The organism is Legionella sp. PATHC032, from assembly GCF_026191185.1.
Lineage (GTDB): Bacteria > Pseudomonadota > Gammaproteobacteria > Legionellales > Legionellaceae > Legionella.
On the sequence record NZ_JAPHOV010000001.1, the window covers coordinates 417,382 to 430,884 of the forward strand.

The following is a 13,503-nucleotide window of genomic DNA, read 5'->3' on the forward strand; positions in this document are numbered from 1 at the left end:
GATGCGCCTTTTGGATAAGACCACAAAAAAAGCTGGCTTAGTTGATGTGGCAGAGTCCTCCACACAGTTTCTTGTTACGCGCATTAATAAATTATCCTCGCTATCTTATTGTCCAAAAACTGATTATCAAAGGCCATGAGCGGATTTTCCAATGTTGATTTGAGTGCGATAAAGTCTCTTGTTCTTACATCACATAATGACGTCATAGCGGTTAAATCAAGAGCTGCGGTCCCGGTCACCGATTGCGATGATGAGGTGGCGATGTTGCCCATCCCTTTATATGCAGCAAAAGCAGAACCTAATTTAAAATAACTTAAGAACCAATGATCCATAAAGTCGGTTATCCAATTATAAAACTTCAAGGATGAATTGGGTTTTATATTAAAGTCTGGTACAGGGACAAACGGCCTGTCAGCGCAATATTCGTGAACAACATGCAGGGGGAGAAGCTTCTGCGCCCCGCCTACTCTTACTGTCCATTGCTTATTAATGGCTTCCCAATTGGGGTTAGGCGCATTGATCGAATTCACCTGGTCTTGAAGCGCTTTAATAATGGTATTTTGAAAATCAAAATGGTGTTCAGTGACTTTTTTTTCATTTAGAGTATAAGTCACTCCATCTGTTTCTACCTTGTTGTATTGGCTCAGAAGTTCTTTGAATATTTTCTCAAAATTGGAATCCTTAGGGATGCACTCAAGCATTATCGTCCAACCATGCTTATCCAACGCCCAAAGCATGTATTCAAAAGCACTGATGTCCTCAAAGGTCCGGCCCGAATAATCGGTCACATTACCTCTTTTCAGCAGTAAATTAATGTCTTTTGTTAAGATTGATTGAACCGCATTATCCTTGCGACGGACTGCATGGAACAAGAGTATGCTCACATTATAAAGCTGGGACTCAAATAGTGTTTGGTTATTTTGTGAGGTTTGGGCAAGATGGGCAATATTTGATAGATTTAAATACTGACCAATTTCCTTTTCAATTATATCTTTGGGTAATCTATGAAATGGAAATTTACTATGTTCTGGCATAATCAACTGTCGGTGCAAATAAACAAGGATGATATTATACCATAGTGATCTGTTTTGAAGATCAATGTCAGGCTGCAGCCTTATACAAGGTCTTTAAATTACAAATTTACTGCGGTATAAGGAAGCAACTAAATAAAATTGTCTATACTTGAAATTATAATGAAGGTGCTTGGGTTTTGAATTAATTATGTATCAAAAGAAGCGGTCTTCATTGGAACTTGAAGCCTTTTTGTCGTTATTTGAGGGATCCTTAAGAACTATCCCATTCAATATATTGGCTGTGATGGTGCTTGCTTTGGATTTTATATATACGAACGAGGTTCCAATCAAACTGGTTATTATCTGGTTTTTTCTTATTTTAATTTTAAGTGTGATTCGTTGGGTAACCAGCCGAATTATAATTCGTAAAGAGTTTTACATCACAAAAGGAAAGCTGTCTTTAATTAGTTTTTTACTGCTCAATTTTTTTATGGGATTGGCTTGGAGTTTGAGCTACTTTACTTTTATTCCTTATTTAAATAATACAAATGAGTTGATTTTTGTACTCATTTTGGGAGGATTATCGACAGGCGCTATCGCTTCTTTATCAATTTATCTTCCGGCATATTATGCTTACGTATTGCCGATGAATTTTCCAATTATTGCCTACAATTTCTATTTATTTCAGTTTGATAAAACAATTTTTGCTGTCATGTATTCGCTTTTTTTGATCATAGTATTGTTGACTGCAAGATTAAATTCAAATTTACTTTCCAAAGTGAGGACATTATCTATAACTGATTCATTGACTGGCTTATTTAACCGTCGTCATTTTGATGTGGTGTTCAGCAATGAGTTAAGCAGAGCAAAACGTAATAAATATCCTATCAGCCTGGTTTTCATTGATATAGACAATTTCAAGTATATTAATGATACTTTTGGACATTCTGTAGGTGACAGTTTTTTAATTCATGTGGCAAATATCCTGAAACAAACATTACGACGCGCCAGTGATAGCATGTTTCGAATTGGTGGCGATGAATATGCCGCTATTCTTATTAATATGCCACCAAATGAAGTGACGGCATTCTGTGTTGCTATTCAAGAGCACTTTAATAAAAAAAATCAATATAAAAATGTATCCTTAAGCATGGGAATCATAAGCATAGGGTCTATGCATGTGATTGATCAACAAAGTGTCATCGCAGCTGTTGATAAAACACTTTATCAAGCAAAAAAAGCAGGTAAAAATCAGATTAAATCAAAATCGTTAATCTAAACGAAGGGGGTGAGTAGCAATTAAAATTCTTCGATTTCATCACCATCAGTTTGGCACAAGAGAAACAAATTATTCTCTTATGCCAAATAGAGTTTCAGTTAATTACTTTTTATTCAATGTTGATAGAATAGGAGTAACTTCCGAAACCGTCATAGGTGGTATTGATATAACGTAGGCCATTGCAGGAAGCGCTGACGACAGGATGATTCATAAATGGACCATCATTAATATCCAGAATACACCAATTGGCACTGTCATAAGCTACGGTGACGTGAGCATATCCTGCTCGACAATCAAAACCATCCCTGATTACAAAACTGCGTGGGCCAACAATTTGCAATATGACATCTGAATCATTATAACCACTGACTACATAAATTCCGGGATGAGTTTTATCACTCAAATGAAAAAAATCCTTGTATCCACAGAATGATTCATTGGCGTATGCATTCATCATTAAAAGGCTGCTTGCTGCCAGTACCGTCCACTTTTTCATATGAAAATACCTTCTTATTATTATTCAGGAAATCGAATTATAGGGAATCAATGACTATTAAACAATCACCTTGTTCTTTTGTTTTTTGAAAAATCCAGTTTTAAAAATTATTTCTGGGAAAGACAGGAAATATTTCCTGTTGAGGAGATGATAAGTGACCTTGTTTCGATTTACCTAATCAGATACGCTGACCATATCGATATTGATAATCTCGACAATATTTTGAATGGATAGAAACATGGATTTATCGGGAGGAAAAAATGTATTCATCATTATTTCTAAAGAAGGACTTAGGGCATTTACCTGAAAAAGTTATTTTTCTTGATTTTGACGGTACTGTTGCTCTTCCTGCAAGGAAGGCAAATGGAGAATATGATATTCAGCCTGATGGGTCAATTGGAGCTTCCCACCTGGATAAGGATAAATTTAGACGTTTAGTACAGTTTGCTATTCGCACGGATATTCCGTTATATTTTTTGAGCGGACGTCCCGATCTTCAATCTTGTGTTGATTTAATGACTGATTTTATTGCAAGCGTTGATGGCTTTAATCCTGGTATTGGCGGGTTTAAAAAGGATTCTCTGTTTTTTATCAGTAAAATGATAATTGATGAAGGAAAACTTGTTCGAAAGGAAATAACGACAAAGGCTCAGATTATTCAATCAGTGCATCATGAAAAATACAGTTATTTACCTAATGAATCGATTTTACTGGTCGATGACATTCAAGAGTACCTCGACCCTGTGCAGGAACTAGGCTACAACACTTTGTTGGCAAATCCAGAGAGTTTGGAGCATTTTGATGAAATAGAGAAATTTATTGGAGTTACATTACAAGAAACTATCGCATTCAATGCTTAGACATGGTTATGGCAGATTAAAAGATCAAGTTAAATATTTTTATGCTGATGGCACTAATGGGTTTAACTCAATTGTTCCATTATTTTCAACAGAGGGAGCTGACGTAATTGCCCTGGACTCAGTAGATATAGCTGACTCATTACCAGCAAATAATCCAAATCGTTTGGTCAGTTCATTGATTTTGGGTTGGGTTTTTACAGAGCTTTCCAAATTATTAAACAGTTTTCTTCTCTCCGGAGTGTACAGGCAAAGCGCTTCCAATAAGGATAAGATGCATTGTTTTAAATAGGTAAAACTAAAATAGCTTTCATGCTTGTAATCCATGATGATTCTTTCAAAATTAGGATTTTTAACATGGAAAGATATTTGGTCGACACGTTCTTTTGGCGTAAGGGTTCCATCTTCACTGATATCGACCAGTTTATTGATGAGCTCTGTTTTTTTCGCCAGTGTTTCTTCACTTTCAAATGTTGAATTATTTTGCTCGATGGCTGCGGTAGAAAGACTAAAGTAGTTTTTAAATTGGGCTAAAGCGACTCTTACTGCATCAAGGTGATAATATTTCTCAAAATTATCTCTTTCAAAATTTCTAATTTTTTCCTTTAGCAAATTTTTTATAGTTAAATTAATATCTTCAGCGAATTTTGAGTGTTGAATAATACTCTCTTTGAATGCCAGTAAGTATTCTCTAAGTTTTGTCCGATATTCCTTGTCAGTGTATTGTAAGCCTATATGACGGTTGCAGAAGGCATCTAACTGTTTATTAAATGATTCTGTAGTGTATTCTTCTATATAAAGAAGATCTTCTTGTTCTTGAATCGATCTTAACTCTTTAAGATAGTTCAGTTTTTCTCTGGCAGTATTTGCCTTCATAAGATAGGTGGCTTTTAAGCCCTCGTAATGATGGTAACTTGCAATAATGAGGGGTTTAATGAGCGTTAATTTAGGTTCATACTCTTTCAGTTCTGAATTTAAAAGAGTATCTAGTTCATAATCTTTAGGCTCAGGATCTGTATTCTGAGGTAATCGCTTTTGTAATTTTACCAATTTGTACAGAGCTTTTTTATAAGTTTCTATTAATTCATCATCAGTGGTTTTGCCGCTTTTTGTTTTAATAATTTCATATAATTTGATGATATGTTTATAGTTTTTTTCTATTTTATCCAAATGTTGTGTTGCATTTTCGAGTTTTTTATGCGTTGTTTTTATTCTTTGATCTATTGGTGTCTTATCACATATCATTCGAATATGGGCTTTGGAATGCAGCGCTAAAGGATGTAACAGGCCTTTATAATATTCATCCGTTATTGTTTTTAATGGTCCGGAGATAGTACCTGGTACCAAGCCTAATTTATCTTCCCATGCATCAGCTTCCATCAACATGGGTGTAAAAATCTTGGAGCGGAACTGATCCAGATTATTCATTACGGCGTCATGTGATGTGCTAATAAATTCATTCAGTTTATTCGTCATTTCTCTATAGAGAGAATACATGGCGGGTGTTTGTAAGAATAATTTGAAATAGGAGTTTGAACTTTTAATGATATTTTCTACAGTAACAGTTGCTTTCTTTGCCTTTAAGTGTAAGTCATTGAGCTCTTCTGTCGTGAGATAATTGGTGTTTCTTAAACTTCTAATGTGTTTGGGTGAAATATAAAAAGCATTAAGTGTATACCAAAGGGCATTGTATTTAATATCGTGGTTATAAGGTACTTCTAACGGTGATACCTGATACGCATCACTGTGTTCTTGTATTGTTGCAATAAGCGTTTGCGCTTTTTCCAGTAACTCACTTGCTATGAGCTTAAAATGAGGATCCACAGCGAGTTTTAGCGCTAATTTCTTAATTTCATTAATGTGATCATAGGCTTGTATTAAATGATAAACATAGACACTTTCGTAACTTCTGGTATCCAGTTTTTCTAATTCAACAACAATTTTTTCAACATGATAGAGGCTATTGAATATGCGTTTTATTGCGATAACCTGTGCACTTTGGGCAAGTTCTTTATTTTTATCTTGCAATTCAGGGTACGGTATTCCGTTGGGTTGCTGTTTTAATTGTGCTTTCATCGCATCATTAAACAATGAAATGATTTGATTTAACTCGGTTCTGAACTCATGTATGTATTTAGAGAAATTGGTATGTTTAATTAAATGATGGGCTCTACTTTCCAGCCTTTCATCATGTTCAAGTTCGGTTGAGTTATTTTCACTGGCAAATTTTTCCTGGGCCCATTTTAAATATTGATTACTCTTTTTACTCCATTGCAAATCAATTTCTGTAAAATAAATTTGAAAATGTTCATCCAGTTTTTCAAACAGGTCAACTGCTGGAGCATCGTAGGCGGATGACTCATCAGAAAAGGAATGCACTAAAAATTTGTCAAAACTTATTGCGGAAGCTCTGAGTTCAGGGGGTATCCCATCGATAAAATACGGTTGAAATACATTATATAAATTACGGCAGCGAGTTTTGGTCTCTTTATCAAGATTATTTAAATGAAGAATCCTTCCTTCCGTTTCAGCGATTGTCTTGGTTTGCTTTTTTAATAAGGTAATAAATTCGTTATATGCTTTGCTGGCAACTCTGAATTTTTCACGTTTGTTTCTATACCATTGGTAGAGGTCAAGAGCCTGTTCAGATGTTAAATCCTCAGGATTAACCAGTAAATTATGTCCTTTCTCTGACCTGAATTTTAGTTTGTCCGTAGCACCATTAGCAGGGTTTAATGCTTTTGTCTCATCCAGAAGAAAGACATTGGTTTTTTCACTATAAGGGAATAAAACCAGATTTGTTTGTTTGTGAACAGATTCGATAAGGTCTCTATTCAACTCGATATGAAATTGTTGAGTTGCTTTCTTTTTGCTAATTAAAGCTTGTAATGCTTCCTTTTGCGCTAAAACAAAGCTGGCATGATCGGCAGGAAGAGTACCTCTTAGCCAACGCCACGGCTTCTTTAAATAAGAAGACCAGGATTCCGGGCCCTGAAAACTATCGATCAACAAAATATTGAGATCAGGGTCCACATCCATCATATAAGGACTGATTATTTTGTAATGTGTAATCAGTTGATTTTTAATTTCTTTCGGTAATTGATGTATGGGTTGGTTATTATAGGGGGACGCATCCAATATTTTGTAAAAATTATCCAAGGCTTCTTGCGCTTTTTGTATTTTAAAAAGGGCTTTGTTCGCTTCATCAATTCGTTGATATGTTCTTTCCAGTCTCAAAGCGAGAAAACGGGAGTCCTCTATACTGAGCAACTCTTCTCCTTTTTCTTTGAAATTGACTGGCTTGGATGCGTAATAAATTAAAAGTTGATATAGGGGTTTGATTTTTTCCATTAACGGAATGGATAGTGTGCCAGGCTTCAGCATGGCATTGTCTTCAATTTTATCTACTAACCCAAATAAAGTAGGTAATACAACGTATTTTAATTGAGCCAAATTATCACGAATGACATCCTGGGATGAATCGCTGAAATGTCCCATTTGTTCAACAGAGCTTGTCGCTAATGTGATGATATTACGGATAATGTGAATGTATTTTAAAACTTTAAGGGATATAAAAAAGTCATTCCCTTTCAAATGCTCTAGATCATTAAGTAATTTTAATGATGCGTTTTGTAGTTCTTCCAGCTTTTCGTTATTGAGTGTAGGCTCTTTTTCTTTGATTTGTGAAGAATATTGCTGAATGTATTGAGTTAATTTCTCTATATAACCAGGTAATACGGCGCTGAATTGAGTGAGGAATTGGTAATCCCAATCTCCTGTTCTCGGTTGCATTTGCTCTAAGGCAATGCCTGTAACTTCTCCTGCTTTATAACTTATAGGAAAATCCTTCCAATACTCAGCTAATTGCTTGGTGGATTCCTGGTGTTCCCCTGCAAAGGCTTGTAATTGTCCAATGACAGGGAGAATAAGATCAATCTCTTCCTTGAACATTTCCTGCAAATCAACATCCAGGTTCGTGATTAGATAACCGGCTTGATAGGCCTGGTGAATCGTATTGCTATAAAGTAATTTGAGATCAGGGATAGTTCGTTTGATGTTCCGTATATCAATATTCTCTAAGTCCAGGAAAGCTAAGCGGGCATGATAAAGGGCATTAATCAGTTTCTTGATTTGAGAAATATTTTCCGGGTCAAGATCAAAATCGGTGAATGGAACCCCTTCTTTATTCATTTTTTCCAGGTAGGGAGCCAGTCTGGGGTTGAAGTGTCCACTTTTTAAAGTCGCAAGGATTTTTGAATTAATTTTTTCAATTAATTTAGAGAATTGGTTTTGCTTAAAGGATTCTAAAAGCTTGATCTTTTCTGAAATCATTTCAATATTAAAAAAATTAACTTGTGATATTATAAAGAAAAATACTTAAGCAAATATTAACACATGATCAGTGCTTGTAAAAACTCAATCTTTTTTGTAAAAAAAATTTTTAATTCAGCCACTTAGTCTGTTTAAATTGCAGATTGAAAAATATTGTTGCTTATATCTCTGATTTTTGATAAGCCTTAATCGTGTTTGATATGCTCAATGATACTGTATTTTTGAGTGCGTCAAGGCTGTGATTGTTAAAAATAAGTTTTTGATTGACTTCCAGTTCAATGCCTATGTATTCATGAGGACTGTATTTTTTACGCAAGGATGTAGTAAACCCATCACTGGTTCCTTTATAAGGATAATTCATACGTACTTTTAACTGGGGATGGAGCATTTTGATTTCTTTTTGCCATTGCCGAGCCAAGATTTTTTCCGAATGACTCCCAGGGTCATATAGAAGGCCGATGTCAGTCGTGCGAATGATATTATTCATTACTGGCGTAAAACTGTGTGTGGATAGATGCCACACTTGCAGCTTTTGACTAATAAGTTGCTGAATGTAGTCCATGACTCGATTGCGAAATGGAAAATAGAATTCATCCAGTATTTTTTTCTTTTTGTCTGATGATAAATTTTTTGTAATCTCTGAAAAGCAATGGGGATGATTGATACTCCTGTTGCAATCGACCAAGAGCCTTGTACAGGTGGCTTGAAACAAACTGCAATGGTTACTTTTATGAATCGATTGTGCGATTTCTAGCGCGCCAAAATCAATTCCTCTATGAGACTCTAATAATTCTTTATGGGATTCAAATAGGGTTTGATATTCATGAGGGACTGTATTGACAGCATGTTCACAACTGATTAGGAGGGCTATATTTTTCATCATATCAAGGCGTAAATTGTTCATTGTGAAGCAAACAATGAGTTAATTGTTTATACACTTGTTTTAAAGAATCATGATTGACACAGGAACTGCAAGCCTTGAGTATTCTTTCACTCAAATTTCCCTGTTTTAAAATAAGTTCCAGGGCCAGTTGCTGTTTCCTGTCCAGTTCATGGCTAATTCTTTCAATCAGTAGTGACCATATGGTATTTACTGACATCCCTTGAAGGGGTAATTGCCATTGCTCCAGTAATTGTTTGTTATCGATATGACAACTTAATCCGTTTTTTATGGTCTCATCAAAAACGTACTTTAAACTTTTGGTATCGCATGGATTATCAAGATAAAAATTCGAGGTGCTTTGCCAGTATTTTAAAATGGCATTGATTGCTTTTGCTATGGCAATGTCTGCTTCTACACATTCTTGGCTGTCAAGAATACGAATTTCAATAGCCTTCATGTCAAACTTGGGAATTGCACCACGAGAATTTAACCATTGATATTGTAATATTCCTTCGGGATCATAAGGGCTAATATCTCGATACATGGGTTCGAGAATTTGTTCCTGGTATTCCCTTTCTGTTCTAATAAACTCAGGAATAATATCGCCGCTGATGGAGGGAATACGTTGCTGATTGCGGCTATAAAAGAATAAACGGGAATCCAGTAATCCTGTAGCTTGCCCATCAAGAAATGGAGTACTTGCCGCAATAGCGGGTAATAAAGGTAAAATCAAGCGTGTGGCGTTATGCAATTGACAAAATTCTTCTTCATTGGAATAAGGCAGATTGACATGCATACTTTGCAGGTTTGCCCAGCCATGTCCCTGGCAATTGAAAATTGAATTAAATTGATTATAGATATCATGGTTACCATGAGGCCAGCGAATTGTTTCGGTATCTGGGTTCATCCAGGGATGAGCGCCAGTAGGTAATAACAATAAATTGTGTTGAGCAAGAAGCGGCTGGAGCTCTCTAATGGTTTTCTGGAAATGTTCGGCTACTGGAACATGTATTGGTTTAGGACCATTATTTTTTAATTCAAGGACATGCAATACTAATTCATTGCTTATCGCAATGTCTCCTAATTCTATTTCATTAACCTGATGACCTGCCAAAGCACGTAATATAAGATCGCTTTTAGGTTGGACATTCAAACTCTCTTTATCCACTAGCATGTATTCTATTTCTATCCCTAAGACAGAAAAAATAGGAAAATCAGACATAACCATGTTTCCTGCGAATTCGTTGTAAAAAGACACTCATAATCTGTTCATACAGATTTTGGCCGAGTATTTTATCTTCAAGGCCATGATCAATATTAGGATTATCATTCACCTCGATGACGTAATATTTATTACCATGACTTTTTATATCGACACCATATAAGCCGTCACCAATCAAGCGTGTACTTTTTAGAGCTATTTTAATAATCTGCTCTGGTACTTCATGAAGGGGCAGTGTTTCACTATCTCCTTCTTTGTTTTCTTCCTGGCAATGCCAATCATAGATTTGCCAGTGGCCTTTTGCCATAAAATAGCGGCAGGCAAAAAGTGCTTTATTATCAAGGACACCGATGCGCCAATCAAATTCAGTCGGTATAAACGGTTGAACTACTACCAAATCAGAATTTTTAAAAAACTGGTTTAGAGATTTCTGCAAAGATTTTTCATCATCTATTTTAACCACTCCATGAGAAAAAGCACTGTCTGGCTTTTTTAAAACGCAGGGGAATTCAATCTTGGGTAATTCCTTGTCATATTTGCTGATGAATAAGGTGTCTGGTGTCATGATTTGATGACTGCTTAATAGTTCTGCAAGATAAACTTTGTTGGAGCATTTAATAATGGATTGAGGGTCATCAATAACGACCAAATTCTCTTGGGCTGCACGACGTGACACGCGATAAGTATAATGATTCACTGAAGTCGTTGCTCTGATAAAAAGCGCATCGTATTCAGCGATTGCTTTTGCTTCATTTTTATCTATGATGTCAACGTTTAATCCCAGTTCTTCACCACAAGAAACAAAAAGCTCAAGGGCTTTTTTATTGGATGGCGCATTGGGTTCGGAGGGGTCGACAAGAATTGCCAAATCATGAAATCGTTGTTTTTTACGCCATTGATGAACTCGCTTTTTTGATAAATAATTTTCAGCAGATTGGCGCATAAACTCCAGATGATGCTCTGGTACATCCGACAAAGCCAAAGGAACGACTGTCTTAATTCGCCATTGCTTTTTCTTTTCCAAATAAAAACGAATGAGTGGTAAAGGAAAAAGGCCATGGAGTTGCTTAGCCAACGTTGCATATCGTTTTGCCAGATTTTGACCAAAATAGAGGCTTAAAACAAATTCATTCCCTTTGATATCGTGAAGACTGTGCTGTATTTCTTCATGAGTATCCTGAGAGATCAGTTTGGATAAACTGACATTTAAAACATCCTGAATACTGTGTACCGAGGGTAATGCTTTGTGATCACGGGCTTGGGCAAGTAAAGATACGTAATAGCCTATCGATTGGTAATTATAAGACCGGCATAAGTTAATGACCCGAAATGATTTATTTTGATGATACTCATCACCACTAAGATATTCCAAGGCATGTACTATAGGGGCAAGTTCACTTAAAAAAGACCAGCTGTGCAGATCATCAGTAACAATAACTGTTTGCATTTATCACTCTTTAGGTTCAATTATGAGTAGATTCGCATCATAAGTTAGTACACCAAGCATTATAGAGTTAATCAAGCGATTGATGCTTACTTTATAATAATTGTTATGAGACAGTGGGTTTTCTGCATGGGGGTCAGCAACAATTACAAGGCGTTTTTTTACGTCATAACCGCACAGTACAACAAAATGCCCACAAGGCTCACCACGAATATCATCGTAAACTGATTTGCCTTCCGGAGTAAAGTATTCTCTTGCACTGCGATAAAGATAGGTAGCACTTAAACCAGTTAAAATGGGGATTTTCTTATTAAAATATTTTTTTAATAAGTCCACGTTTAATGATTTGGAGCGGACTGTACCCCCCAGTTTTAAGTAGTCTAAATAGGCTAGAGACGCTTTGGTAATATATGGATCATTTTTGTATTTCATCTGGGCTTCAAGTTTATCCATTAAAAAGGAATTATTGACTTCACCATTATGAAACCAGGTTAGGTCAAATATATTCAGGTTATAGATGTAAACAGTTGTTCTAAACCCATGGAGGAGGGCATGTTTTCCCAGCATGGGCGTTAAGGTGCCTCCTGAAAGCGATTTATCCACGCCTTCTATGATTTCGTTTAATGGCAAATCTAAACCATAATATAAATAAATGGCATGTAAGCTGGTTGGTCCGCAAGTTTCATCGTCAGGTTGAGTTTGTATTGTCAGGTCAATCATAGGCAAATCCTTGCGGTAAAAATAGTGCCTTCATGATTTAAAATTAGACATGAGTGGCTTCTTTGTCAAATAGTGTAATCGATTCAATAATAAGTACTTTTAGGAAACTGATAATAGATTGACGTTTAAGAAAATAAAGTTGAATAAATAACTCTCATTTGCAGAGTTAATATTTATTCTAGGAATACAAATCTGTTATTTTATAATTTTTACAGAGAGTTCAAGGATAAAATCAGCAATCGCTTCCGGATGGGTCAAATAATTGATATAAGCCTTGATATGAATTGGCTTGTTAATTCGTTCACCGGATTTCTTTGATTCTTCTATCATTTTTTTAACTACCTCTCCTTCTGTGCATATAAAATAAACATCAGATTCAGGTCTACGCAGAAATTGTGCTTGAAATGATTTAAATGCCAGGGATACTTTACATTTCGCTTGTTTGGCATGATAAAAAGCATGTAATCCCCCGGCTATGTCCGCACCAACTGCCAAGGCACCAAAATACATGGAATGCAGATGATTGCGACTGCGCCTTGTCAATGGTAGTCGCACAACAATTTCATTATCGGTAAGCTGAATTAACTTAGGTTTTAAATAGCCAATCAAGGCTACTTTAAAGTGGCTAAAAAACCATAAAAAGAATTTAAATTGGGTTAATGGGTTCATGTATTTTCCTGAATTTCCAAATTGGTAACGATTTTTTTGACGCCAGGGATCTTATTAACTCGTTTAATGATAGCCGCAATGGAGCGTGCGCTTTTTACATGCCCAGACAAGGTAACCTCGCCATTCGTTGTGCTGGCATTGATTCCTACCAATGGTATTGATTCATCATCCAGAATTTTGGCTTTTAAAACAGCTGTTTCAACTTCTGCTGTGATGAAGGCATCTGTAAACGCTGTGTTGACTTTCTTTATGTGGAGATCGTTGGCATGTACTGCCTTGACTCCTTTTGTGTTTTTGGCGATTTGCAAGGCATCTATGAAAGCCTGTTTATCAGGAGCATATCCGCTTAAGGTCACAACACCTTTTTCTGTGCCGATTGAAATTTTTAATGGATTCAAGTGCCTGCTTTCGGCAAACTGTGCGGTAATTTTGGCAGTAATCACTGAATCACTTACTTCTTGTTCTATTTCCTGTAGATTGCTTGCATAAAATGTAGTTGAAACAAAAACTAATGCGGTAGCCAAAATAAAATGCATACACTTAGGCATGGTTATGTCCTCCTGTTTATATTGAAGCAGAATTTAAAGC

11 protein-coding genes are annotated in these 13,503 nt (G+C 36.0%); 2 read left to right on the plus strand and 9 right to left on the minus strand.

What is annotated here, in order from left to right:
- Nucleotides 1–83 precede the first annotated feature (83 nt).
- Nucleotides 84–1,034 carry an F-box protein gene (locus OQJ02_RS01905; RefSeq protein ID WP_265717634.1) on the minus strand — a complete coding sequence of 317 codons (951 nt, stop codon included), beginning with the start codon at nucleotides 1,032–1,034 and terminating at the stop codon, nucleotides 84–86.
- A gap of 187 nt (nucleotides 1,035–1,221) precedes the next feature.
- Here OQJ02_RS01905 and OQJ02_RS01910 point away from each other — a divergent pair, with 187 nt between their 5' ends.
- A complete protein-coding gene (locus OQJ02_RS01910; protein WP_265717635.1) occupies nucleotides 1,222–2,292 on the plus strand; it encodes a GGDEF domain-containing protein in 1,071 nt (356 codons plus the stop codon).
- Between the two features lie 109 nt (nucleotides 2,293–2,401).
- Here the strand turns inward: OQJ02_RS01910 and OQJ02_RS01915 are convergent, their stop codons facing one another.
- Complete coding sequence (locus OQJ02_RS01915) at nucleotides 2,402–2,788, minus strand: hypothetical protein (protein WP_265717636.1); 387 nt, start codon at nucleotides 2,786–2,788, stop codon at nucleotides 2,402–2,404.
- Nucleotides 2,789–3,048: 260 nt separating this feature from the next.
- Between OQJ02_RS01915 and OQJ02_RS01920 the strand changes: the two genes are divergently transcribed.
- Complete coding sequence (locus tag OQJ02_RS01920; RefSeq protein WP_265717637.1) at nucleotides 3,049–3,648, plus strand: RNA-binding protein; 600 nt, start codon at nucleotides 3,049–3,051, stop codon at nucleotides 3,646–3,648.
- A 39-nt stretch (nucleotides 3,649–3,687) separates the two neighbouring features.
- Here OQJ02_RS01920 and sdhA read toward each other — a convergent pair whose 3' ends face one another.
- The 7 genes from sdhA to OQJ02_RS01955 form a co-directional block, all read right to left on the minus strand.
- Nucleotides 3,688–7,977 carry a Dot/Icm T4SS effector SdhA gene (sdhA, locus tag OQJ02_RS01925; protein ID WP_265717638.1) on the minus strand — a complete coding sequence of 1,430 codons (4,290 nt, stop codon included), beginning with the start codon at nucleotides 7,975–7,977 and terminating at the stop codon, nucleotides 3,688–3,690.
- 160 nt (nucleotides 7,978–8,137) lie between these two features.
- Nucleotides 8,138–8,881: an N-formylglutamate amidohydrolase gene (locus OQJ02_RS01930; protein ID WP_265717639.1), complete on the minus strand. Its 744-nt coding sequence runs from the start codon at nucleotides 8,879–8,881 to the stop codon at nucleotides 8,138–8,140.
- The gene (locus OQJ02_RS01935) at nucleotides 8,862–10,082 is read right to left on the minus strand and encodes a carboxylate-amine ligase (RefSeq protein ID WP_265717640.1); all 1,221 of its coding nucleotides are present in this window, start codon (nucleotides 10,080–10,082) and stop codon (nucleotides 8,862–8,864) included. Before OQJ02_RS01935 ends, OQJ02_RS01930 begins: the two co-directional genes overlap by 20 nt.
- Complete coding sequence (locus OQJ02_RS01940) at nucleotides 10,075–11,529, minus strand: RimK family protein (RefSeq protein WP_265717641.1); 1,455 nt, start codon at nucleotides 11,527–11,529, stop codon at nucleotides 10,075–10,077. Before OQJ02_RS01940 ends, OQJ02_RS01935 begins: the two co-directional genes overlap by 8 nt.
- A 3-nt stretch (nucleotides 11,530–11,532) precedes the next feature.
- The gene (locus OQJ02_RS01945; RefSeq protein WP_265717642.1) at nucleotides 11,533–12,246 is read right to left on the minus strand and encodes a C39 family peptidase; all 714 of its coding nucleotides are present in this window, start codon (nucleotides 12,244–12,246) and stop codon (nucleotides 11,533–11,535) included.
- Between the two features lie 195 nt (nucleotides 12,247–12,441).
- Nucleotides 12,442–12,915: a PaaI family thioesterase gene (locus OQJ02_RS01950; protein WP_265717643.1), complete on the minus strand. Its 474-nt coding sequence runs from the start codon at nucleotides 12,913–12,915 to the stop codon at nucleotides 12,442–12,444.
- Nucleotides 12,912–13,463 (minus strand): BON domain-containing protein, encoded by a 552-nt coding sequence (locus OQJ02_RS01955; protein WP_265717644.1) that lies wholly within the window; start codon nucleotides 13,461–13,463, stop codon nucleotides 12,912–12,914. Before OQJ02_RS01955 ends, OQJ02_RS01950 begins: the two co-directional genes overlap by 4 nt.
- Between the last annotated feature and the right edge of the window lie 40 nt (nucleotides 13,464–13,503).

Bases quoted from the DNA above. Each gene is read 5' to 3' on its own strand.
- OQJ02_RS01905 (WP_265717634.1), bottom strand. From the start codon at position 1,034: ATGCCAGAACATAGTAAATTTCCATTTCATAGATTACCCAAAGATATA.
- OQJ02_RS01910 (WP_265717635.1), top strand. From the start codon at position 1,222: ATGTATCAAAAGAAGCGGTCTTCATTGGAACTTGAAGCCTTTTTGTCG.
- OQJ02_RS01915 (WP_265717636.1), bottom strand. From the start codon at position 2,788: ATGAAAAAGTGGACGGTACTGGCAGCAAGCAGCCTTTTAATGATGAAT.
- OQJ02_RS01920 (WP_265717637.1), top strand. From the start codon at position 3,049: ATGTATTCATCATTATTTCTAAAGAAGGACTTAGGGCATTTACCTGAA.
- sdhA (WP_265717638.1), bottom strand. From the start codon at position 7,977: ATGATTTCAGAAAAGATCAAGCTTTTAGAATCCTTTAAGCAAAACCAA.
- OQJ02_RS01930 (WP_265717639.1), bottom strand. From the start codon at position 8,881: ATGAACAATTTACGCCTTGATATGATGAAAAATATAGCCCTCCTAATC.
- OQJ02_RS01935 (WP_265717640.1), bottom strand. From the start codon at position 10,082: ATGTCTGATTTTCCTATTTTTTCTGTCTTAGGGATAGAAATAGAATAC.
- OQJ02_RS01940 (WP_265717641.1), bottom strand. From the start codon at position 11,529: ATGCAAACAGTTATTGTTACTGATGATCTGCACAGCTGGTCTTTTTTA.
- OQJ02_RS01945 (WP_265717642.1), bottom strand. From the start codon at position 12,246: ATGATTGACCTGACAATACAAACTCAACCTGACGATGAAACTTGCGGA.
- OQJ02_RS01950 (WP_265717643.1), bottom strand. From the start codon at position 12,915: ATGAACCCATTAACCCAATTTAAATTCTTTTTATGGTTTTTTAGCCAC.
- OQJ02_RS01955 (WP_265717644.1), bottom strand. From the start codon at position 13,463: ATGCCTAAGTGTATGCATTTTATTTTGGCTACCGCATTAGTTTTTGTT.